This is a genomic window from Actinomyces sp. SKVG-SVH-4(1) (assembly GCF_048514265.1).
Taxonomy (GTDB): domain Bacteria; phylum Actinomycetota; class Actinomycetes; order Actinomycetales; family Actinomycetaceae; genus Actinomyces; species Actinomyces oris.
Genome location: NZ_JBGEVE010000011.1, coordinates 59,142 through 81,560 on the forward strand (window position 1 = coordinate 59,142; position 22,419 = coordinate 81,560).

At 66.1% G+C, this 22,419-nt stretch carries 22 protein-coding genes and 1 tRNA gene; 14 read left to right on the plus strand and 9 right to left on the minus strand.

The window, feature by feature from the left end; translation table 11 throughout:
• The 9 genes from AB7V09_RS09880 to AB7V09_RS09920 all read left to right on the plus strand — a co-directional run bounded on the left by AB7V09_RS09880 (position 1) and on the right by AB7V09_RS09920 (position 4,796).
• Complete coding sequence (locus AB7V09_RS09880) at positions 1-135, plus strand: DLW-39 family protein (RefSeq protein ID WP_419143639.1); 135 nt, start codon at positions 1-3, stop codon at positions 133-135.
• A gap of 32 nt (positions 136-167) precedes the next feature.
• Positions 168-243 (plus strand) — tRNA-Ala (locus tag AB7V09_RS09885).
• A 97-nt stretch (positions 244-340) separates the two neighbouring features.
• Positions 341-859 (plus strand): HXXEE domain-containing protein, encoded by a 519-nt coding sequence (locus AB7V09_RS09890; RefSeq protein WP_070510342.1) that lies wholly within the window; start codon positions 341-343, stop codon positions 857-859.
• 110 nt (positions 860-969) lie between these two features.
• Positions 970-1,359, plus strand: a complete 390-nt coding sequence (locus AB7V09_RS09895; RefSeq protein WP_075378092.1) for a hypothetical protein — start codon at positions 970-972, stop codon at positions 1,357-1,359.
• The gene (locus AB7V09_RS09900; protein WP_419143640.1) at positions 1,356-1,559 is read left to right on the plus strand and encodes a helix-turn-helix transcriptional regulator; all 204 of its coding nucleotides are present in this window, start codon (positions 1,356-1,358) and stop codon (positions 1,557-1,559) included. The genes AB7V09_RS09895 and AB7V09_RS09900 overlap by 4 nt, the downstream gene beginning before the upstream one ends.
• A 1-nt stretch (position 1,560) precedes the next feature.
• Complete coding sequence (locus AB7V09_RS09905) at positions 1,561-2,061, plus strand: MarR family winged helix-turn-helix transcriptional regulator (protein ID WP_419143641.1); 501 nt, start codon at positions 1,561-1,563, stop codon at positions 2,059-2,061.
• Between the two features lie 403 nt (positions 2,062-2,464).
• On the plus strand, positions 2,465-3,436 hold the full coding sequence (locus AB7V09_RS09910; RefSeq protein WP_419143642.1) for a quinone oxidoreductase family protein: 972 nt from the start codon (positions 2,465-2,467) through the stop codon (positions 3,434-3,436).
• Positions 3,437-3,501: 65 nt separating this feature from the next.
• Positions 3,502-3,951, plus strand: a complete 450-nt coding sequence (locus tag AB7V09_RS09915; protein WP_314920504.1) for a GyrI-like domain-containing protein — start codon at positions 3,502-3,504, stop codon at positions 3,949-3,951.
• Positions 3,948-4,796, plus strand: a complete 849-nt coding sequence (locus AB7V09_RS09920; protein WP_419143643.1) for an AraC family transcriptional regulator — start codon at positions 3,948-3,950, stop codon at positions 4,794-4,796. Before AB7V09_RS09915 ends, AB7V09_RS09920 begins: the two co-directional genes overlap by 4 nt.
• Positions 4,797-4,847: 51 nt before the next feature.
• Here the strand turns inward: AB7V09_RS09920 and AB7V09_RS09925 are convergent, their stop codons facing one another.
• The 5 genes from AB7V09_RS09925 to AB7V09_RS09945 form a co-directional block, all read right to left on the minus strand.
• Positions 4,848-5,636: an ABC transporter gene (locus tag AB7V09_RS09925; RefSeq protein ID WP_419143644.1), complete on the minus strand. Its 789-nt coding sequence runs from the start codon at positions 5,634-5,636 to the stop codon at positions 4,848-4,850.
• A complete protein-coding gene (locus tag AB7V09_RS09930; RefSeq protein WP_419143645.1) occupies positions 5,636-6,550 on the minus strand; it encodes an ABC transporter ATP-binding protein in 915 nt (304 codons plus the stop codon). The genes AB7V09_RS09925 and AB7V09_RS09930 overlap by 1 nt, the downstream gene beginning before the upstream one ends.
• Positions 6,550-6,771 carry a PLDc N-terminal domain-containing protein gene (locus AB7V09_RS09935; RefSeq protein ID WP_419143646.1) on the minus strand — a complete coding sequence of 74 codons (222 nt, stop codon included), beginning with the start codon at positions 6,769-6,771 and terminating at the stop codon, positions 6,550-6,552. The genes AB7V09_RS09930 and AB7V09_RS09935 overlap by 1 nt, the downstream gene beginning before the upstream one ends.
• A 50-nt stretch (positions 6,772-6,821) precedes the next feature.
• Positions 6,822-7,364 carry a helix-turn-helix domain-containing protein gene (locus tag AB7V09_RS09940; RefSeq protein ID WP_419143647.1) on the minus strand — a complete coding sequence of 181 codons (543 nt, stop codon included), beginning with the start codon at positions 7,362-7,364 and terminating at the stop codon, positions 6,822-6,824.
• A 140-nt stretch (positions 7,365-7,504) separates the two neighbouring features.
• On the minus strand, positions 7,505-10,141 hold the full coding sequence (locus AB7V09_RS09945; RefSeq protein ID WP_419143648.1) for a CshA/CshB family fibrillar adhesin-related protein: 2,637 nt from the start codon (positions 10,139-10,141) through the stop codon (positions 7,505-7,507).
• A gap of 566 nt (positions 10,142-10,707) precedes the next feature.
• Between AB7V09_RS09945 and AB7V09_RS09950 the strand changes: the two genes are divergently transcribed.
• Positions 10,708-11,466, plus strand: coding sequence for a Rossmann-like domain-containing protein (locus AB7V09_RS09950; RefSeq protein ID WP_075414319.1), 759 nt, complete (start codon positions 10,708-10,710; stop codon positions 11,464-11,466).
• 157 nt (positions 11,467-11,623) lie between these two features.
• Here the strand turns inward: AB7V09_RS09950 and AB7V09_RS09955 are convergent, their stop codons facing one another.
• Positions 11,624-12,169 carry a hypothetical protein gene (locus AB7V09_RS09955; RefSeq protein WP_075414320.1) on the minus strand — a complete coding sequence of 182 codons (546 nt, stop codon included), beginning with the start codon at positions 12,167-12,169 and terminating at the stop codon, positions 11,624-11,626.
• A gap of 177 nt (positions 12,170-12,346) precedes the next feature.
• Here AB7V09_RS09955 and AB7V09_RS09960 point away from each other — a divergent pair, with 177 nt between their 5' ends.
• Together AB7V09_RS09960 and AB7V09_RS09965 are read left to right on the plus strand one after the other, a co-directional pair.
• Positions 12,347-12,868 carry a peptidylprolyl isomerase gene (locus AB7V09_RS09960; RefSeq protein ID WP_029316092.1) on the plus strand — a complete coding sequence of 174 codons (522 nt, stop codon included), beginning with the start codon at positions 12,347-12,349 and terminating at the stop codon, positions 12,866-12,868.
• 187 nt (positions 12,869-13,055) lie between these two features.
• Positions 13,056-13,910, plus strand: coding sequence for a rhomboid family intramembrane serine protease (locus AB7V09_RS09965; protein WP_075414321.1), 855 nt, complete (start codon positions 13,056-13,058; stop codon positions 13,908-13,910).
• Positions 13,911-15,054: 1,144 nt separating this feature from the next.
• On the opposite strand, the gene AB7V09_RS09970 is transcribed toward AB7V09_RS09965, so the two are convergent.
• Entirely contained in the window at positions 15,055-15,570 is a 516-nt protein-coding gene (locus tag AB7V09_RS09970; protein ID WP_278699481.1) for a cell division protein CrgA, read from the minus strand.
• 194 nt (positions 15,571-15,764) lie between these two features.
• Between AB7V09_RS09970 and AB7V09_RS09975 the strand changes: the two genes are divergently transcribed.
• Together AB7V09_RS09975 and AB7V09_RS09980 are read left to right on the plus strand one after the other, a co-directional pair.
• Positions 15,765-16,538, plus strand: a complete 774-nt coding sequence (locus AB7V09_RS09975) for a class E sortase (RefSeq protein ID WP_314158097.1) — start codon at positions 15,765-15,767, stop codon at positions 16,536-16,538.
• Entirely contained in the window at positions 16,538-16,696 is a 159-nt protein-coding gene (locus AB7V09_RS09980; protein ID WP_009406747.1) for a hypothetical protein, read from the plus strand. The genes AB7V09_RS09975 and AB7V09_RS09980 overlap by 1 nt, the downstream gene beginning before the upstream one ends.
• 302 nt (positions 16,697-16,998) lie before the next feature.
• Here the strand turns inward: AB7V09_RS09980 and AB7V09_RS09985 are convergent, their stop codons facing one another.
• Positions 16,999-20,415 carry a hypothetical protein gene (locus AB7V09_RS09985; protein WP_419143649.1) on the minus strand — a complete coding sequence of 1,139 codons (3,417 nt, stop codon included), beginning with the start codon at positions 20,413-20,415 and terminating at the stop codon, positions 16,999-17,001.
• Between the two features lie 149 nt (positions 20,416-20,564).
• Positions 20,565-21,941, minus strand: a complete 1,377-nt coding sequence (locus AB7V09_RS09990; protein ID WP_419143650.1) for an anaerobic C4-dicarboxylate transporter — start codon at positions 21,939-21,941, stop codon at positions 20,565-20,567.
• Positions 21,942-22,419: the final 478 nt, after the last annotated feature.

Genomic DNA, 22,419 nt, shown 5'->3' on the forward strand with positions numbered 1-22,419 from the left:
ATGAGGAACCGTGCAGTCGTATCAGCCGCGGTCTTTTCGTTCCTGGCCGCTGCGGGTTATACCGCGTGGCTCAGGTTCGAGGCGGCCCGTATGGAGCGGGCCGCGTGGGCCGAGGTCACCGACCCCGTTGACTAGCAGCTGACGGAACCGGTGAGCATCCTCCCCGAGGGGCCATGGCGCAATTGGTAGCGCACCTGCTTTGCAAGCAGGGGGTTACGGGTTCGAGTCCCGTTGGCTCCACCACTGATTTCTCATACTCCCCGCTCCCCGAGATGGGCCATGATGGTGGTCCGCCTCGGGGATTCTCTCGTCGGTACAATGTGTGCCGGAGGTGACCGTGATGGATCCGGTGTCACTGGCGACCGGAGGGCTGTTCTTCTCATGGCTGGCGCATGACCTCGAAGAGCTGGCCACGATGCCCGGCTGGACGCACCCGCTTTTCGACAAGGTTCCCTTCCTACCCGAGGACATCCGACGTCACGGCTGCTCGCGTGAGCACGTCTACCTGGGGATCGGTCTCATGGGTGTCCTCATGGCTGTTGCCTCCATTGACGGCTACCGCACCCGTGGACGCTCGCCCGTCTACCAGGCCGCGCTCTACGGCTACGGCATGCACACCTTCAGCCACCTGGGTTCAGCGGCCCTGGCCCGGCGCTACACCCCGGGGGTGGCGACGGCGCTGCCGGTCGTCCTGCCCTTCTGGATCTTCGCGAAGCGGACGCTGCGAGCTCATGGGGTCGAGGTGCGCCCCCACCGATGGGTGATCCCCGCCTTCCCGGTCATCGCCGGCACGGCCCTGGGCAGTGCCTACCTGATGACGACGGGGCGGTCGAGGGAACGTCGTCGAGATGGAAAGTAACCTTGACTCGAGGGTGAAGGTCTTTTTATCATGTGTGTTGTGGTCAGGATTGATCTGGTCGATCACCAGTAACTGAGCCGATTCTATGTCTCCATTGACGGAAGGCAGCCATGACTATCGAGCGCAAGGTAGGTATCGCCTACTCCATCCGATTCACTGTCGGCGCCGTTCTTTACTCCGTCGGAGTTCTGGTCGGCCTGAGATGGGCGCGATCCATGGAAGGTGACCCATGGCGATTCGCCTTGGCACTGCTTCCCATGGTTGGTGTCCTCATCTGCGCGTGGGCGATGATGCGCTTAGTGCGTGAGGCGGATGAGATGCAGGCGCGCAAGGTGATGGAAGCGCTTGTTATTTCCACAGCGGGGACAGTCATCACATCGATCGCCTACAGCTTGTTGGAAGAGGTAGGGGCTCCTCGCGTCAGTCTCATCTGGGTCGGCGGTGCGTGGGCTCTGTTCTTCGGTGTCGGGATGCTGTGGTCCACCTGGCGGTACCGGTGAGGAACGATCTCAAGGTCCTGCGCGCCCAGCGCAGCTGGACTCAGGCCAGGCTCGCCGAGGAGCTGGGGGTCTCCCGCCAGACGGTCAACGCTTTGGAAGCCGGGCGCTATGACCCCTCCCTACCCCTGGCCTTCAACATTGCTCGCGTCTTCGGCCTGACCATCGAGGAGATCTTCTTCCCCGATGACGAGGCCTCTTAGGATGAACGCCGTGAGCCGCTCCGTTGACATTCCGCCCCCGAGGCGAGGACGTCGCGAGCTCGTCGAGGACACCGGGGTGCGGCTCGGCCTGCACATCAAGTCGGCCGAGCAGGCCATGATGGCCGCCAAGACCGAGGCTCTCAGAGGCTTTGGCCTCACCGTGGCTCAGTACGCGGCCATGCTCTCCCTGTACTACGTGCCCGAGCAGTCCTCGGCCCAGCTGGCCAGGGCTGCCGCAGTCACTCCGCAGACGATGGCTACCGTCATCGCCAAGCTGGAGCAGAAGCGGCTCGTCACCCGTCACCCCTCCTCCGACCACGCCAAGGTCCTCATCGCCTCGCTCACGACCGAGGGTGAGGCCCTGCTACTGCGCGCCGACAAGGTTGCACGCCGCATCGAGCAGCGTATGGCCGAGTCCTTCACCGCCAAGGAGCGTCAGCAGCTCACCGATATGCTCAGGCGCGTCACCTCCCTCCTGCGCGACGACTTCATTGCCGAGTAGCGGCCAGCAAGTAGCAGGATGCTCGGCCCCGGATCGGTACCGATCATGCGAGTGAGGCGAGGCATCACATCTTCTCAACCTATGGGTGTGTCGCTGCGTCTGGGCTGCGGATGGGCTTGGCAGCGCCGGGTTCTCGGGGAAATTGGCACGGTGGTGTCCAAATCGGTGACAAAGGACCGAAGACCTCCGTTTCGTACCAAAGAGAACCTTGGAATCATGCGGTTTCACTCCGTCTCGACGGGAACGGTCCACGCCTTTGTCACCGATTTGGACATTCCCGGTCCTGTGATGACTCCTCATGACGCTCGCCTGGTTGCCGGCAGCCGTCGATCGAGGGACCGCCTCTTGTCGTGTATCAGGTATCTGATACTGTGTTGATGACTGATACAGGAAGGTGTTGCTCATGAAGGCCATGCAGATCGTCAACTTCGATGGCCCGGCGTCCGGGTTGCGGTACCAGGAGGCTTCCACCCCTGAGCCCGGACCGGGTCAGATCGCCGTGGATGTGGACCATGCCGGCGTCGGCTACGTCGAGGCGCTCTTCACAGAAGGACTCGTGCCTATCGACCTGCCCTGGACCCCCGGGCTGGAGGTGAGTGGCCGAGTCCGTGCTCTTGGAGACGGTGTGGATGGCTACCGGGTCGGGGATGCCGTCGTCGCGCTGACCATCACCGGGGGTGGTGGCTACGGGCAGGTTGCCGTGGCTCCCGCCGAGCTCGTGACGCCTCTGCCCGCGGGCCTGGACCCGGTCCTGGCCGCTGCGGTTCCGGCCAACTCGACGACGGCGCTCGTCGCCCTGGAGGAGATCGCCCACCTGCGCCGCGGCGAGAGCGTGCTGGTCCATGCCGCCGCCGGTGGCCTCGGCTCGCAGATGGGCCAGGTGGCTCGACTGCTTGGCGCGGGCCGCGTCGTCGGCGTCACCCGCAGCGAGGTCAAGCGCCAGGAGATCCTGGACCTGGGCTATGACGAGGCCTGGTTGACTGAGGACCTCTCCGAGGCTGAACCCGCCCAGTTCGACGTCGTCGCCGACCCGGTGGCCGGCCCGGCCCGGCTGCGCAGCCTCGACCTGCTGCGTACGGGAGGACGGCTCCTGGCTCTGGGGGACGCCTCCCAGGCGGAGGACCAGCAGGTGAGTACCACGTCGCTGTGGCTGCGGGGCATTGGCGTCATCGGCTTCAACCTCGGGGCCTTCAGCCAGGCGAACCCGGCGCTCGTCGGAGGCCACCTGAGGCGCGCGGTGGAGCTCGTGGCCTCCGGAGAGCTCCGTGTTCACGTCACCGACCGCCTCCCGATCCAGGAGGCCGCTCAGGCCGTTGCCGCGGTGCGTGCGGGAACCACCACCGGCAAGATCGTCCTGACCCACTCGCAGGACTGACGACCCGTCCAGGTCCGCAAGATTCGTCAGTGAGCTCTGGGCGCCATACGGGCATTATGGAGCGCATGAGAGAAACGATCGGCTCCTTCGACGTCGTTGGCCTGCCTCTTCGGACGTCGAACCGAGAGGCGGCCCGCACCATTCCTCCTCACTGGCGGGCCGCTGCCGACGCTGGGCTCCTCGCACCCGAGAAGCCCAGCGTCGGCCCCGGCATCTATGCGGTCTACACCGACTACGAGACTCCCGGTGACGATGTCGACGGTGTCTACACCCTCGTCATCGGTAGGCGCATCGAGGCCGGAGGTCCGGTTCCCCCCGGCCAGGTGACTGTGACGATCCCGAACTCCACTCGCGACATCGTCACGCTGGCCGATGCTCGGCCGGAGAGTGTCTATGACGCGTGGGTGGATGTCTGGGCCCGTAAGGACCTGATCCGTGACTATCGTGCCGACTACGAGTACTACGCTCCGGACGGATCGATTCATCTGTCCATCGGGATCCTTTCGGACACATGAGGGCTGAGCAGTACCAACGCCAGCTCGACGCCGTCACCGACTACATCTACACGCATCTCGACGACGACCTCAGCCTGGAGACTCTCGCTCACGTCTCCGGGTTCTCCCGCTATCACTGGCACCGCATCTACCGGGCGGTGCGCGGGGAGACGGCCGCTCAGACCGTACGCCGTCTCCGTCTGGAGCGGGCTGCCGCCATGCTCACAGAGACCTCGTGGCCGGTGGAACGGATCGCCTGGAAAGCCGGGTTCACTGGCACCGAAGTGTTCAGTCGAGCCTTTCTCCGCGCATATAGGACGACTCCCAGCCGATTCCGCATCGGTGGACGCCCGGCATCGATCGACTCACCAGTGACGAGTTGTGGTTCAGGATCGACGTCGTCGGTGAGTCAGGACCCGGGGTGGGCGGTTCGTGTGGAGACTCGCCGCGGCTATCGACTTGCCGTATCCGAGCACCGTGGTTCCTATATGGATATCGGCCGGGCCTTCAGCCGAGTCAGAGACCGTGTGGGCTCAGGGAGTCTGATGGTTGCCATCTATGAGGACGATCCCGACGCCGTTCCCCCGGCTGATCTGCGCTCGGCGGCTGGAACCGCCGTCGACCCCGGTACGAAGATTCCCCACGGCCTTGCTGAGAGGATGGTGCCGGCCGGCCGATACGCGATCATGCGTTACATCGGCCCGTACTCGTCGATGCATGCCGCCTACCGGTGGCTCTACGGTCAGTGGCTGCCGAGCTCGGGCGAGGAGCCGCGAGACCATCCGATCATCGAGGAGTACCTCACCGACCCGGCGACCACTCCACCTGTCGACGCCGTCACCGACATCCTCCTGCCGCTCCTGTGAGGCATCCGGCCTGATGCGGCCCATCAAGGTCGTTCTGACTCACGAGTCCCGCTAGGCATCGCGCCGGAGTGTCTGCCGGTTGGCGATGAGGACGCTTCCGACGGCGCACAGTGCGATGACGACCAGGGCCGCGATCACCGGCATCGCATGCAGCCCCGTCGGCAGGAGCAGCGCGGTGGGAAGCCGGCGGGACACTCCCGGTACCTGGTTCATCACCGGTAGGACGAGGACCAGGAGCGTGGTCAGGGCGATGGCCGTCGTCGTCCGGCGCAGGCCGGCCGCAAGCAGGTGGCCGATGCTCATCGCCATGACGATGTAGAGGCCACTGGCCACCCACGTCCTGACCACCATGGCGGTAGGTGGGCGTCCGATCGCGCCGGCAGTCACGACGACGGTGAGGAGCAGGCCGCACGAGTACGTTGCCCACGCGACGACCCAGTCGACGGCCAGACGCGGGAGCAGCACGGTGCTCAACCGGCGTACCCGGGTCCGGTAGAAGATCGAGGAGCCCGGGCGCGTGTCCCAACCGATCGAGGTGATCGCCACCGCGACTGTCACAATGAGGCCCAGCTGCATGGCGGACTGGTTGAACAGGGACACGGCATCGGCCGGTGTGGCCTGCGAGGCCGAGATCGTGAGCTGGTCGCTGCTCGCTGCGGCGCCGAGAATCTCAGGCATGTAGATCGCCAGAGCCGGACTGGACAGCCCGAAGAAGGCGAAGGCCACGAGTACCCCGAGACCGAGCCCGGAACGCATGAGCCGGCGCAGCTCGACGACGAGAGAGCTCAAGACGGAGGCTCGGATGGGGTGGGCCGAGGCCAGCCGAGGTGAAGTGGGCATCAGGACTCCTGTCCGGTGACGAGGCTGGCGAAGGAGGCATCGAGGTCGCGGCCCGTCAGCGTCACCTCGAGCATGGGGAGGTCCACCTGCTCCATGACCTGGGCAAGCAGGGCCGTACCCATCTCGAGGCTCGGGAACCGGACCGTGCAGGTGGTTGTGGTCGGTGTGGTGAAGGAACCGCTGGGGAAAGCCTCGTTCAACCTCGTCGTCAGACGTGCCTGCTCGCCGGGCTCACAGGGGTGCAGGAACCTGAGGGTCCAGGAGGGCTCACGACCCGAAGTGAGGAGATCCGCCGTCGTGCCCTGGGAGATGACGCGCCCCTCATTGATGACGACGACCTGGTCGGCCAGCTGCTCGACCTCGCTGAGCAGATGGCTGGACAGAAGAATGCTCCGATGCTGCTTCTGCTCCTGGATGAGACGGCGCACGTCGGCGCGGCCGACGGGATCCAGGGCGCTGTTGGGCTCGTCCAGGATCAGCAGAGCTGGGTCCAGAACGAGTGCTGCCGCGATCCCCAGGCGCTGCAGCATCCCTCGGGAGAAGTCGGCGACCCGCCGCTTGGCGACCCGGGCCAGCCCGCACTGATCCAGCGCCTCGGAGACACTGATGTCGCCGCAGGCGCCCGAGAGCGCCAAGGATGTCTCCACGATCTCGGTTGCCGTCAGCCATGACTCGAACTGAGGAACATCCGGGCAGTAGGCCACCGTCCGGCCATCGGTGACCTCGACGTCGCCCTCATCGGCCGGGCACAGGCCGGCGATCACGCTGAACAGAACGGTCTTACCGGCGCCATTGGGCCCGATGACTGCCGTGACCGACTGGTCCCGGGCCTCCAGGCAGATGTCATGGATCCCGGCTCCATTGGCGAAGACCCGACTCAGGTGACTGACGCGCACAGCGGTGCCGGGAGGCATCACAGATCTCCGTCACTCAGCGTTGTTCCCCTGACCCGCCCCAGGGCCAGGTAGGCCACCGCTCCAAGAGGGATGACGAGCACCACGATGAGAGCCCAGGCCGCCTTGGGCAGATGCTTGACGCGGGAGCCTCTGGCGATATCGATCAGACATGTCACGACCACGATGGTGACCAGGACGATGACGGGGATCCAGATGGCCCAATGGGCAGGAGCGTTCACGGTGAGGCTCGCTTTCTCGGTGAAGGGTGCGTGGGGAGGAGGTAGTGCGGTCAGGAGCCTTGCTCGCCGTCGGGCCGTGGGATGAGGACCGTGGTCAGCGTCCGACGACGCCGCTCGCCTCCGGGCTGATTCCCCAGCAGGTTCTGCAGGGCCTGGGAAACGGTGTCCAGGAAGGTGTCGACCTCGGCCTGGGTCGCCCAGAAGCTGGCCTGGGTGAAGTTCACCCGGTCCTTAGTGAGATCAGGATGATCGCCGTCGCGGATGTATGCGGAGAAGTCGCCGATGAGTCCGGTGGTGAAGACCGTGAACACCGTCATGAGCTCCTCGCGGCTCAAGGAGTTGAGGTCCTGCGGGGTCGGGTTGGCCATTCCGGGGGTGACTCGATAGGTCTTCTCACTGGTCCCCCGGACCTGCCGCTCCCGGGCCACTTCGATGAGTCCGTGCGAGGTGAGGTGGTTGATGTGCCGGTAGAGCGTCGCGATGGGGACGTCGACAAGGTGCGTATGAAGCTGATGAGGGGTGAGGTCGCCGTCGGCGAGCAGTGTCTGGATGATGCGCAGACGAACTGGGTGCAGCAGTGCGGAAGAGGCCATGTCCGAACAGTATCAGTATCGATACTGAAATCAAAGGGAGAGGGGTGCGGAAACGGCTGACGGGCTGCCGATGCCGAAGCACCCGCAGCCCGTCAGCCACGCTCATCCGCGGGGAGGATCGTTCCCTCACGGGGCTGTCGTCAGTCCATACCGGCCCGCCGGCGTCGGTAGGCCTGGATCATCATGGCCGGCACCGTGATCCCCAGCACCGCCCCTCCGGCGATGAGGAAGGTGTCGGCCGCGCTGCCTCCGGTGAAGGGGATGGCGGGCACCGCCGACTTGCGGTTGGAGATCTTGCCCAGCGCCACGACCTGCCCCTGGGAGGAGATGGTGATGGTGCGGGGGGTGGCGTCCAGGACGTAGCCGACCGGCGGCTTGGTCTCGACGAGCCGGTAGGAGCCGTAGCCCAGCTCCGCCAGCTTGAAGGCGCCGGGGTTCGCATCGGTGTCCAGGCCGCCCTGGGCGCAGGTGCCCACGCAGTCGGTGATGGTGCGGGCCTGATCCGGCTGAGGCCGACCGTTGGAGTCAAGGGGAATCAGCGACCACTGGGCGCCCTTGATGGGGTTGCCGCGCTCATCGGTCTTGGTCCAGGTGGCCGACCCCTTGATCCGGGCGTTGGTGACCTGACCCAGGTCAAGGGTGGGTGTGTCGTCGTCCCTACCGGCGGCCGGCGCCGATCCGTCCAGGGTCTTGGTCAGGGTGGTGGAGGACAGGTGGTAACCGGCCGGCGCCTGGGTCTCGGTGATGGAGTACTCGCCCCAGGTGAGCCCGGAGACCTTGAAGAACCCGGCTCGAGGGTCCTGATCCACCGAGCCGTTGGGGCACGTGGCCTTCCCACCGGTGACGACGCAGTCGGTCACCTCCTTCTGACCGCCGTTGAGCGCCGGGGAGGCCAGCGTGAACACGGTCCCCGCCAGCGGGTTGCCGGCGTCGTCGACCTTGCTCCAGACGACCTGACCGGGCTGAGCCGTGTTGACCATCGTGCACTGCATCCACTCACCAGTGGCCAGATCCAGGGTCTTGGAGGCGGAGTTGACCGTCGACGACGGAGTCCTGATATCCGAGTTCGGGTGCGGCACGCAGGAGACCGTGGCCTTGTACCCGGCCGACTTGGGCGACGACGAGGACTCCGACAGCACCGTCTGGCCCTGGGGCAGGTAAGCGGAGTCGAAGCCGCCGGCGCCTGAGGCGGTCTTACCGCGCTTGGGAGTTGCCGTGAGCGTCCAGTCCTTGGCGGACAGGCCCAGAGAACCGGCCGCGGTGTTGTCCACCTGCTTGGCCAGGGACAGGTTGGGCAGCTGGACCTGCACCTGGTGGTCCTCGACCTCACCATTGACCGCGATGCCGGTGGGCTGAGGGTCCTCGGCTGCCCGCCCGTTGGGCGGGGCGCCGGTGATGCGCAGACGCATGAAGGTGGCCGCACCGTTGCCATTGATGGTGCTGCGCTTGGCGTCCTGGGGGACGGTCCAGGTCACGGTGGCCTTACCGGCGCTGGAGCAGGAGGTCACCGCGGAGCGCTCACCGGCGGAGAAGGTTCCGTCCCGGTTCCAGTCCACCCAGCCGGCAATCTTGGTGTTGCTGCCCGAGCAGGTGATCTCCTGACTCCACTTCTGGCCGATATCGGTCCAGATGACGCGGTCCCAGTTGGCGGGGAGGGCGTCCTCGTCATCAATATCCGTGGTGTTGTCCCTCGAGGCGTCAGCGCTGTGGGTGATGTTGTCATCATGGTCCGTCAGGGCACCCAGACGCACGACGGCGGAGTTCGTGGTGGCCACGTTCCCCTGGTCCGTTGCCGCACTCAGGTTGTACCAGTCTCCGGCGTCGCCCTCATACGGTGCCTTGCCGCGGGCGATGTTGCGCTCTCCGCTGTCAGACAGCTCCCCGCCGCTCCAGGCCGGCTGGAACGCGCTGCCCGCGACACCGTAGCTCTCAGGCGCGTCGCCGTAGTCCATGTAGGAGACGACACCGAAGGCGACGGCGCCTCGACCGCCCCCGTGGATCTCGACGTAGCCGGTGCGCATGTTGCTCAGCAACATGACCGAGGAGGGGCCGTAGCCGTTGGGGACCTTGGCGCTGCACTCGGCGTCGTCCGGGCGCATCTTGACGCCGGGCCGGTTGCCAACAGGGGTGGAGACGGAGACCTTGCCGATGACGGAGTTCGTGATGCATCCCGGTGTCCGGGCGCTCTCCAACAGGCGGTAGGTGACGTCTTGGGAGGCGACGTAGGGGATCGGGGAAACGGAGATGTACTCCTTCTGGCCGTTCGGTATGTGCCAGCTCGAGGCCTCAGCATCGGCGAAGACGATGCCCTCCATCGGAACCTCCACCTTGTTGGGGAAGCGCTCCAGCTGGCTCTTCGCGGGCTGGGAGGTGGAGGTCACCAGGTAGGCGCTGCACTCGATCTGGAACTGCTGCGTGGAGGAGTCCCTCAGGTTGGCAATGCCCAGAGGCAGGTTCGATGAGGTCGTATAGGGCTTCTTGGCGACCCCGGCGGTGTAGTTGGTGCCGTCATTGTAAAGGCGAGCCAGGCCGTCTCCCCTCCAGTTACCCGGATAGTATCCGACACTCAGGCCCCGGTCCGTGGGCAGCCCCGTCTCGTTCTTTCCCACGGCGGTGGTGCGCACATTGGACAGGGTGCATCGACTGGTTCGCCACTTATCGCCGGAGATCCGTGAGGGAGTCGACCAGACCACGCCGGTGCTTCCGTCGGGAAGGATTCTCGTGCCTTTTCCGGGCAAGGTATTGGTCATCTCGGTCCAGTCGATCCAGTCGATCACCTGGGTGTATTTTCCCGATCCTCCGGCAGGATTACCATAAATGGCCTTGGCCGGGGGAGCCGGGAGCGTCGTCGTGCCCAATGCGCCGGCAATCAGGGCAAATGTCGAGATGGCGGCACCGCTCCTCAGTCTCCGACGAGACTGGCGTGAGGGTTGACGTGACGACGTCAGTTCCCGCCGGTGTGAGCGGACAAAGAATCTGCGAAGCATGAAGCGCTACCTCAGTTTTAGGGTCATGGGCCTTGACACGGTAGCATTAAGGAATTCCACAGAGAATCACGGTGAGATTCCTGCAACTCAACAGCAATCAATGTCACGGTTGAGTGTCGCCGATAAATTTGGGTCCCTGGTCGGAAAGTGACGTATTAGTATTCTTCTGGTGCACTCATTGTGCCTGCGCTCATTGTGCGGGAAGCGGTGCTTGGGCAGTGGTGGCCGGTTCTGTCTGCGCTGAGGCGATGCCGCGAGGAGTCGCTGAGGCACTGGGGTGAAGGGCTGCGCCATCGGACAGGACTGCTTAGGATAGGTAAGGCTCAGTCACCGCCCGGTTACAGAAGGATGAGGTCATGTCACAGCCCTGGGAGATCTACGATGCGCTTCTTGACGGACTGCCCGACGACGTCGTCGTGCGCACAGCGGGACAGGGGCCCCGCTGGAGCCGCGTCCTCAACTCCGCCGGCGGCGTCGGCACGGCCTGGACCATGGATGTGCGCAGCCGGCCGGCCCTCAACGACGGGCCACTCGACGGGCGGCCGCTGCGCGACGTCGGCGCCCTGGCGAAGTCCTGGAACCTGGCTGAGGCCAGCATCGGCCAGGCCGCCATCAACTCCTGGTACTCGCGCGAGCAGACGGCTGCTGACAACGGTTTCGAACCCACCGGGGAGGGACTGACCTGGCGCCAGGTCTTCGACCCCTACCGGGAGATGATCGTCGGCAAGAGAGTCGCAGTCATCGGGCACTTCCCCTTCGCCGAGGCCGCCCTGGCCGGCGCCGGCGAGTACATCTGCCTCGAGCGCAACCTTCAGCCCGGCGACTGGCCGGACAGCGCCTGCGAGTACGTCCTGCCCGAGTGCGACCTCGTCTTCATCTCCTCATCGAGCTTCGTCAACAAGACCGCGCCGCGCCTCATCGAGCTCTCCCGCCAGGCGCACACCGTCCTGGTGGGGCCATCGACGCCACTCAACCCGGTGCTCCTCGACTACGGCGTGGACACCATCACCGGTTTCATCGCGGCGAGTTCACTGAGCGACCCCGCCTCTCTGGCCGAGATGGTCCCGGCCGGCGACATCGGCCCCGGATTCCGCGTCCACCGTCACCGGGCCTGATCGGCTGGCCCTCGCCACGGCAGCCGGCAGGCGTCGGTCGCTGCGGCAGCGCTATGGAAAGTGCCATGGAAACTGCCATGGGATGAGAACTGGAACAACGACGGCGCCGCGCTGGACATGACCCAGCGCGGCGCCGTCGTGAATTCAGAGGGGGCGGTCAGGCCTGAGCATCCTCGGGGCTGATGCCGTAGGCGGCCTCATCCTCGGTGGAGTCGGCCCAGTACTCCTCGGCCCACGGGTCCTCAACGGGCTGGCTACGACGCCACACGACATAGGCGCCGGCAGCGGCCGCGCCGGCGACGGCGAGCCAACCCAGGGTCTTGAGCACGCGGTGCTTCTTCTGCTTCTTCACGGGAACCTCCAATGCGGCGGACTTTGCGGCAACAGCCACGCGCTGGGCGCGCTCTGTCAGGGTACCGTCCGTACCTGCAGCAGCCTGGGCAGCCACGGCGGCGCGCTGCGCACGAGGGATGTAGTCCTCGACAACCCGGTAGCGGGCCTCGTGGACCACCGGCTCCAGACGCTCCTGTGCGTCCTTGGCGGCGCGGGCCACGCCCCCGGCGGCCTTGCTGACGTGCGGAGCAGCCCACAGGGCGGCCTTCTCAGCCTGGCCGACGACGGATCCGGCAAGGGATGCTGCCTCCTTGCGCAGATGAGTGGTGTCGAGCTTCTTATCGCAGCATGTCTTCGTCAGGCAGGACATGGTTGCCTCCCAGGTTGGAAACGGATACAGACGGTCGTTGTGCAACGTGCACCAATGGTCGCACCCCGGCGCGGCCTGGCCCACACGATGTCCAGCCGTTTTGCCTGGGGTGAACAGCACCGCACACCACTGAGGGGTTCATGCCGATGGGCCCGCGACCGTGCCACCATGTCACTCATGGAAGCGACTCTTCACACCAACCTCGGCGATATCCGCCTGGAGCTCTACCCCGAGCAGGCTCCTGAGACCGTCTCCAACTTCGTGGGGCTGGCCACCGGCCAGAAGGCGTGGACGGATCCACGCACCGGCGCGGAGTCCCACGCTCCGCTGTACGACAACGTCATCTTCCACCGTGTCATCCCTGGTTTCATGATCCAGGGCGGTGACCCGCTGGGTGACGGTACCGGAGGACCCGGCTACGTCTTCGACGACGAGATCGACGCCTCCCTGACCTTCGCCGCCCCCTACGTCCTGGCCATGGCCAACGCCGGCCGCCGCCTGGGCAAGGGCACCAACGGCTCGCAGTTCTTCATCACCACCGCTCCCACCGAGTGGCTCCAGGGCAAGCACACGATCTTCGGTGCCGTCACCGACGAGGCCTCCCGCGCCGTCGTCGACGCGATCTCCGCTGTGGAGACCGACCCGCGTGACCGCCCGGTGCAGGACGTCATCATCACCTCGGTGGACATCACCGAGTAGTTTCCACGAGGACAAGGGGTGGCCGCTCAGCAACGAGGGGTCACCCACCGCACCGCTACCGAAGCACCGGAATCAGGTGTGATTCGCCTCTGTGACGCCGCTGGGACCCGCGTCCCGGCGGCGTCGTCGTATCCGGTTCACCCGTCCCAACCCGCTCAAGCCCCGATCATCCGCACAGGAGCATCCGATGACCTCGACGAACTCGTTTCCGCAGCAGGCACCGCCGGTGTGCCCGCGGCACCCGGACACGGTGGCCTACGTGCGCTGCCAGCGCTGCGACCGACCCACCTGTCCCGCCTGCCAGGTGCCCAGCTCGGTGGGGGTGCACTGTGTGGACTGTGCTCGTCAGTCTCAGGCCGGCCGACGTCAGGCGCGCACGCTGCTGGGCGGGAACGTCACCTCCGGGGCCCTGGTCACCAAGATCCTCGTCGGCCTGTGCGTCGTCGTCTACGCGCTTCAAGTCCTCATCCCCGAGGTGACGATGCAGTCGCTGGAGCTCCGCCTGGGCTTCGTGCCGGCGCTGGCCGTCTACGAGCCCTGGCGGTTCCTGACCACCGCCTTCCTGCATGCGAACTACATGCATCTCGGCTTCAACATGTGGGCTCTGTGGGTGCTGGGCGGTGCTCTTGAACCGTTGCTCGGGCGGTGGCGCTTCACCTGCGTCTACCTGCTCAGCGCCCTGGGTGGCTCGACGATGATCTACTGGCTCTCCTGGCCGGACACGGAGTCCTGGCTCACGCTGACGGTGGGCGCCTCGGGAGCGGTCTTCGGCCTGTTCTCGGCCATGTTCATCGTGCAACGGCGCTTCGGGCGAGACACCTCGGGGATCGTGGCGCTGGTGGCGATCAATGCCGTCATCTCCTTCCTGGGGGCCAACATCTCCTGGCAGGGGCACCTCGGTGGGCTTGTCGTTGGAGGGATCGTCTCGGCGATCTACGCCTGGGCGCCACGGGGGAAGCGGCAGGTCGTGGGGATCGCTGGAACCGTTGCGGTCGCGGTGGTTCTGGTGGGGCTCGATCTGCTTCGGGCCCTCCTCTCCTGAGACGCACCGCCCCTGTGTTGCGTCATGACTTCTGAGAGTTTCGGATGTCATGACATCTCAAAACACCGGTCGGGGGCGGGTCTGCCGGATGGGAGAGCTCTGCTGCTTCGGTCTGCCGGAGAGGGGCTGCCCCGGTCACTGTGGTGGCTGCCGGCATCGTCCGGGCGAACTGCACGAGGGTGGGATGCTACTGGACGAGGGTCGGGTGCACTTCGGGTAGGTGGGGCCTTCGTGCAGTACGCACAACCCTTGGCCAGTGGATCCCGACCCTCGTGGAGCAGGCCGACTCGGGCCCACTCTTGGCGGACCCGGCGTCGAGCCATAGCCTCCGTACCCCATCACTGGCGGCGGTCAGGGAGCGGTGGGGAGGACCTGTGACGGAGGCGCCGGGCTCTGCGACAAGAACCCCGGGCTCACTCCTGCGCGGCCTGGTGTCCACAGCGCTGACATGAGCGAGCCTGCCGGCGAATCACCCAACGGAGATCGTTGGAATACTGCGGTTTTTCCTCGGCGAGCAGTCTCGATGAGGGGTTAATGTCAGCGCTGTGGACACCGACGCCCCACCAGACCTCTTCCCTTCGTCCTGTCCTCGCTTCCAGGACCACCAGCCTGCCCTGGGTTCCCGCCCGAGCGGGTGTCTCAGAAGTCATGACACTCACGTGTCTCAGAAGTGAGGAGACGGCACATGAGACGCACCGGCCCTGAGAAGCCCCGCGCAGCCCGTGCAGCCCGTGCGGCCATGAATGACAAGCCTGAAAGAACACCTCTGTGGTTCATCCACATCTGTGGACACAGGTGTGGAAACACAAGCGTGTAGTTATCCACAGGCCTGTCCACATATGGGGAAAGTCGACGTGGGTTGTGGGGAGTCAGTTGTCCACGGATCCACAGATGGCCTGGGGAGGAAGAGGGAGCGGGCCGAGGCCATGCGTGCCGGGCTCCGGGGATCCAGCCCGGGCCCCTTCGTGGGGCGGCCCTCGGTGATGCGATCAACAAGCAGTCCTGTCGGCTCGCTCAACCCGCTGTGTCAATCCGCTGTGCCGGGCGCCTGGAAAGTAGGACCGAACCGTTGTGACGACAAGGCCCCCGAGCCGATGCTCGGGGGCCTGTGCGGATGCCTGATCGTGTGAGTGTCTGAAACCTGCTACTTCCAGCGAAGCAGACCGAGGAAGCCCGACATCATGATGAGGAAGCCGATGTAGAGGTTGCCGTTGTACAGCCAGTCTCCGGCGTGGTGCTCGGCGAAGTAGGGCAGCGGGTACCTGCCCTGGAAGAGGTAGGTGGCGACAACCCACAGCAGCCCGATGACCAGGAGCGTCACCATGGTGGGGGCGTACCAGCGCGGAGAGGCGGTGTCCTTGATCTTCTTGGGCGTGCGCGAGACCCGGTTCGCCGCGGCGCGCGACTCCTCCTCGAGAGCCTTGGCCGCCTTGGCCGGGTTGCCGGAGCGCTCAGGGTGCTTCTTCTTCGACGACGAGCTCTTCTTCGAGACCTTGGTCGCCTTGTCCTTCGTCTCCGTCTTCTCAGAGGCGGCAGAGCCCTTCTTCGAGCTCTTGCCCTTCTCAGCGCTCTTCGCGCTGTTCTTCTCCGAGCTCTTCTTCGAGACCTTCTCCGAGCTCTTGTCGGCGTCGTCCGCTGTGGACTTCTTCTCCAAGGCCACCCTGGGTCTCCTCACTAGTTGGGGATGGTGGCATGAGACCACCGCAATACATCCGGGCCTAGCCTAGGACATGCTGTGAAGCTTCCTCACGGTGCACCCTGTGATGAGTCCACCACTCCCGGCTGGTCATGTGGGGGGTGTACCCCCTTAGACTGGCCGCTAACCTGATGATGTCCCAGTTCTGAGGAGGGGCGATGACTAGAGGAGGTCTTGTGCGACACCGTGCACCCGGCCAGAGTCGTGCTGTTCGAATCTTCAACGGCACCTTGACCGGAATCGGTGAGCTGCTCATCACCGCTGGCCTCGTCGTCGCTCTCTTCCTGTGCTGGCAGCTGTGGTGGACCGGCATTGACGCCAACGCCAGCGCGCAGGCGGTGGCCACGCAGTTCCACGAGAAGCAGGTCGAGTCCCCCAGGAAGACAGGCCAGAAGCACTACGATGCTCCGCCTGTCATGGAGCAGGTCGGCTACGGCGAGACCATCGGGATGCTCGTCGTCCCCAAGTGGTACGGCGTCACCAACAACAACATGCCCATCATGGAGGGCACCGGATCCGACGTCCTGGACCAGGCGGCGGCGGGCCACTACACCAACACCCAGCAGCTCGGAGAGCTCGGGAACTTCGCGATCGCCGGGCACCGGCGCACCTACGGCAACTCCTTCCGCCGCATCGACCTGCTCCATGAGGGTGACGAGATCATCGTCTCCACGGCCAAGACCTGGTACGTGTTCAAGGTGCAGAGCCACGAGCTCGTCCAGCCCGAGCAGGTCGAGGTCATCGCTCCGGTCCCCGACCAGCCGGACGCCCAGCCCAAGGATCGCTACATCACGCTGACCACCTGCCACGGATCGACCGCCGGCGAGTTCGGCAATGACCAGCGCTGGATCGTCCACGCGAAGTTCGAGTACTGGATGGATCGCTCCGAGGGCCGTCCGGAGTCCGTGCTCAACGATCCGGGGGTCAACTGATGTACGGATTCATTTGGCGCCACCTACCGGGTCCCGCGTGGCTTAAGGCCATTGAGTCGCTCATCCTCATCGCCGGAGTCGTCTACGTGCTCATGCAGTACGTCTTCCCCTGGGCCAACGCCACCTGGCACCTGTCCGGCAACGCCGACGTCGGCTGACCGGCGGCCCAGTGTCCGCAGTGCTGACACTCACGAGTCCGACGGCGAAGACCTCCTCGAGGATCGTTGCAATACCGCGATTTCTTTTCGGCGCGCGGTGCCGGAGCGGGGTTGATGTCAGCACCATGGACACCGGCGCCCCGCCAAGCCTCGTCCATCGGAACGAAGAGGCAGTGTGAGGAACGGAGCGCGTGTGGGGAACAGGATTGCTGTTCCCCACACGCGCTCCGTCGTCGTCAGCGAGAGGGCGGGTGCGCGACCGGGCCCGCGGGAGTGCGGTGCAGGCCCGGCGCGACGTCCGCTCAGGCCAGCGAGGGCTGGAGGCCGAGCGTGCCCACGAGGTGCTCGCGGTAGGCCGGAGAGCTGACCTTGTCCAGCCAGGCGCGGGCCTCGGCCAGGCGGCCCTCGATGCCCAGGCGCTCGACGACCTCCTCGTTGTTCTCCGCGGTGTAGAAGCGGGTGAGGTCCTCGATGGCCTGGTGGGCCAGGCGGGTGTCGCGGGCGACCTTGGCGTCCAGGCGCTCCGCGTACCACGACGAGCTCAGGATGTTCTCCCGCTCGAACAGGGCGCGGAACTCCGGGCTCGTCAGGTCCCAGCCCTCGCGGGAGGTGCCGTCGATCATGATCTCCAGCAGGGCCCGCAGCGGCGGCACGGCCCACTCGATGGAGCCGTCAGCCCGGTAGTGCTCGGCCACCACCTTGTGGGTGGTGACGATGATGTCCACCGAGTCGGCGAAGACCGCCTCATCCTGCAGCTCGGGACGCAGCATCTGCTCGGTGAAGACGACGTCGGGGTGCAGGAAGATCCGGCCGAAGAAGGTCGAGGTGAAAGCCTGGTTCATGCGGTAGCCCAGGCGCGAGGCCTGGATGGTGCGACCCTCGTACTCGAAGTCCTCGATGCGCTCGAGGTAGCCGCCCTCGACGAGGTGGTGGGCGTCGCGCTCCTCAGCGCTCATGCGCGAGAAGATCTCCGGGATGAGCAGCGAGATGTCGTGGGCCACTTGCACCTTCGGGCCGATGTAGCCGGCCGAGGACAGCCAGCCGTCATAGCCGCTGAGGGCGTAGGACAGCAGGGCCGCGTTGAGGTCGTAGATGGCCGGCAGGGCGTTGAACGGGGCCTTGGTGAGGGCTCCCTCGCTGCCGGCGCCCGTCGTCGAGGGGGACTTGCCGGTCATGGAGGAGATGAACTCCATGAACAGCTCGGGCAGCTCCATGTAGTGCAGCGGGTTGTAGGCGCACAGGGGCGGAACCCCGTCCTCGGGCGGGTTATTGCGGCGCCCGGCGGCGACGACGTCGACGCTGTGACGCAGCGCCTCGTCCAGGGGAACGTCCCGGAAGAGGTGGTTGGTCAGGTCCGCCAGCGCCACGTCCTTCGGGTTGGCGATGTCGGGACGCACCTGGAGGTAGCGGGGGTTCTTGGTGGGGGCGCCGTTGACCAGGCGCGGGTCGGCCGTGGAGACCCAGTAGGTCTGCTCGGCGGGGTCCTCGGCCTCGGGCAGGGCGGCGGCGCGGGCCACCAGGTCCTGCATGGGCTGGGTGAAGCGGGACAGGCCGGGGGCGTCGGCGGCCATCGCCCGGGCGTCGGCGGGCGTCAGCGGCTGGAAGTTGGAGATGAACAGGTCCGCCTGCGGATCGGACATGTCCGACTCGGTCTGCTTGTCATAGCCGCGCACGATCGCGTCGTCGGGCCGCTGGAAGAGCAGGGACTCGCAGTTGGTGACGAACTTGCGCGACAGCTGCGAGTCCGGGGTGGAGACCAGGCCGCCGGGGGCCACGATCGAGGCGGTGATGTCGTCCTCGGTCTGGACCTTGGCCGCAGGCGAGAAGTCCGGGCGCAGGGACAGCAGGCGCCAGGCGCCGTCGTCCTCGAAGCCCACGCGCAGCATGTTGACCTTGATGACCTCACCGTCCAGGCGCAGGGAGTTGCCCTTGCGGCCGTTGATGATGCCCACGGAGAAGTGGCTGCGCCAGTCCTGGCCCCAGCTGGGCTGGTAGAAGCGCTTGACGGTGAAGACGAGCTCTTTGATGTGGGCCGGGATCGACTCCAGGAAGGCGTTGTACTCATCGGTGTACATCGACGACGGCGTCAGCAGCTTGATGACGCTTCCCAGCGAGCGGCGCTCGGAGAGGATCGAGCGGTGGTTGTTGCTCTTGTTGGCCGGGTCCACGAAGCGGTCGGCGTAGTTGCCGTCGAGGATCGCCTGGACGGCGTCGAAGTCCTCGTCGACGTCGCCGACGTAGGCCTCACCGAAGACGAAGGCGTCCAGGAGGGACTTGGAGATCTCCGACTTGCCGCCGCCGGAGACGGTGGCCGGCTTGTGTGCCTGCGTGGACCAGGGGGCGGTGCCCACCAGGTGCCACTGGGTGGCGTCGCCCTCGCGGTGCTTGGCATGGACCCGGTAGCCGTTGGGGGCCACGTAGGTGTTGCCCACGAGCAGCGGGATCGAGGCCTCCTGGCCGTCGGGGCCGGTCCAGGTGATCGTCTGGCTGCGCATCGAGTAGTGGGCGCCGGCGGGCACCAGCACCACGGTCGGGTCGTCCACGACGACGGCGGACCCGTCCTGGCGCGCCTCGAAGCGGCCGGGGTTGCGCTCGATGACGTGCTCGAGGGTCAGGCCCTCGGGGGTGTGGATGTCGGTGTACTCCTGGCCCAGGTTGTAGCGCGGGTAGGCGACGGCGCCGCCGGCGTGCTCCTCCTCCACGCAGCCGAAGAGGTTGGCCGAGTACCCGATCTGGGTCTTGACCTCCTTCTTGCAGTAGCCGAAGTAGTTGTCCGCGATGACGGTGACGATGACGCCGCGCTCGTCACGGGCCACGCACTTGAAGGCCTTGCCGCCGTTGTAGAGCTCGGCCTCGTCCTTCCAGCACTGGCCGTCGCGGCGCTGACGCTCGGTGGCCTCCTCCCAGGAGGGCAGGCCCAGCTCCTTCTTGGTCAGAGTGGTCAGGTGCGGGGCGAGGATGACGCAGCCGGTGTGGCCGGTCCAGGACTCCGGGGCCAGGGAGGAGTCGTTCTCCGGCAGGTAGGGGTCGCCGCCGTTGCCGAAGATGCCCTCGACGAAGTCCAGGTTGGAGACCAGGCCACCGGGGGCGATGAAACGGATCTCCATGGAGCGCTCGGCGGAGAAGCCGGGGACCTCGGGCACGACGACGGGGCGCAGCAGCAGGGACACGAAGCAGCGGGCCGGGTCCTCCTGCCGGGAGGCCCACGGCAGGGTCAGCAGGTCCTCGGGGGCATCGACGGCGTGGGCCAGCAGACGGGCGAAGACATCGCGCGGGACGGCGATCTTGTCATCGGGAATCGGCAGGCCGCCCTCGGCGACGTGGAAGACGCCGGCAGTGGTGCGGCGGTCGTTGCGGGGGTTGTGCAGGACGCCGCCGAGCACTCGGTAGCTCTCGACGTAGTCGGAGGTGAAGCTGGTGGCGTCCTCAGGCAGGGACAGGGCCCGCGCCAGGCCCGGCTGGTCCAGGACGAAGGTGGAGCGGGGCAGCCTCGGGGTGACGGCCGCGCCCTCCAGGTAGGAGTCGAGGAAGGTCTGAATGCGCTGGTCGGCGGCACAGGGGCGGTGAGCCAGCCGGCGGGAGAGCTCGCGCTGGCGAGCCAGAATCGGGGACATGAGACGGTCCGCCTCACTCTGCTTGACCGGTGCCGGAACGGGAAGTCCCAGCAGCTCCAAACGCAGGGCGATGGCGGAAGTGGTGGCCGCGTCTGTAGTTGTCATGGCACGAGCCTAGACGGACCAAACGACACGCTCCTGTTACGTTCTGCCCAGAAGGACCGCTTCTCCAGTGTGTTCGACGTCGCACCCGCCGGTCGGTCACCGTTCGCGGCGACCGACCGGTGCGACATCGAGCGCTCAGGACAGGGCGCTCAGGACAGGAGCATCTGGGACAGTGCCGTGCCCACGACGCAGGAGGTGAGCACTCCGATGAGCCCGGGCACCAGGAAGGAGTGGTTGATGACGTACTTGCCGATGTGGGTGGTGCCGGTGGGGTCGAAGCCGATCGCCGCCAGGTCCGAGGGGTAGGTGGGCAGGATGAAGTACCCGTAGGAGGCGCCGATGAACCCGACGACGACGACCGGGCTCACCCCGAGTGACAGGGCCATGGGGGCCACGATGAGCAGGCCGGCGGCCTGGGAGTTCACCAGCTTGCCGATGATGAACAGGACGATGGCGTACATCCACACGTGGTGGGACAGGACGCCCGAGAGGCTGTGCTCCAGGCTCTCCAGGTGGGCGTGGACGACCGTCTCGGTCATCCAGGCGACCCCGAAGATGGAGAACATGGCGGTGGCCCCCGCCTTGAACACGGCGGTGGAGGCGATCTTGCCGGCCTGCACCTTGCAGGTCAGCAGGATCAGTGCCCCGGCGGCGAGCATGACCATCTGGATGACCAGGTTCATGCTCAGGCGCTCCATGGCGCCGTTGTCTCCCGTGGGGAACTGGGGACGCAGTACCTCCAGGGCGCCCAGGACGACGACGGCGGCGATGGCGCCCAGGAAGATCCAGGTGGCGCGGTAGGCCTGGGGTGGGAACACCTTGCCGATGAGGGTCTCGGAGCTGGAGTGGACGGTGGCGCGGAACTCCGGATTCTCCAGCCGCTTCTGGTACTCCTCGTCCTCGTCCAGGTCCTTGCCCCGGCGCATCGACCACAGGGCGGCCAGAAGGACCCCGCACAGCGACGCCGGGATGGAGATCGCCAGGATCTGGAGGACTGACCAGTGCCGATCGGTGTTCTTGGCGATGATGGAGACGATGGAGACCGTGGCCACCGAGACCGGTGAGGCGGTGATGCCCATCTGGGCGGCGACCGATGAGGCGGCCATGGGGCGTTCGGGGCGGATGTTCTTCTTGATGGCGATGTCCGCGATGATGGGCAGCATCGTGTAGACGACATGGCCGGTCCCGCATAGGACGGTGAGGAACCAGGTGACGCAGGGACCCAGGATGGTGATCTGCTCGGGATGTCGACGCAGGACCCGTTCGGCCACCTGCATCATGACGTCCAGGCCGCCGGACTGCTGGAGCGTGGCGGCGCACCCGATGACGGCCAGGATGGTGAGAATGACGTCGACCGGGGCCTCCCCCGGCTCCAGGCGGAAGCCGAAGACGAGGACCAGCAGGCCGATCCCGGCGATGAGACCGAGGGCGATCCCGCCCTTCTTCGCCCCGACGATGAGGCAGGTGAGGATGATGGCTACTTGAAGGATGATGCTGAGGGTCTGAAGGGCTGCGCTGGCGTCCATGGAGGATCTCCCCGGTTGGGCGGAACGGGTGAGGACGAGTGAGGGGCGGCGCTCCTCGAGCAGGCGAGGAGCCGAGACGCGAAACTGGCCTAGCGGGAGGATTAAGGTCAGTGTCTCACCAGCAGCCGGGGACCATTGTCCTGGTTGATACCGGCCGTTTTCGGTGTGCTTCGTTGCCGGCTGGGCGCGAACTCACATTCTGGCTCCCGGTGCGCCGTCGTCGACCCTCAAAGCGCACGAAAGCGCTGTTCGGGGCGATTTAGGTGACAACCCGATAACGTGAGTCGGTCACGTCATGGCTGGTTCCCAGGTCTGCATCGCTACCATCACGGCCCGGTGTTCCTTCATACTGGACGCATGTCGGCGCCCGATGCGGCTTGTCCGCAGCGATCACTCCCGATCGCCGTCGGCGGTCCTGCTGGACGGTGACCGGCCTCCGAGTCGGCGCCAGCAGCCAACATCGGTCATGATGAGACCC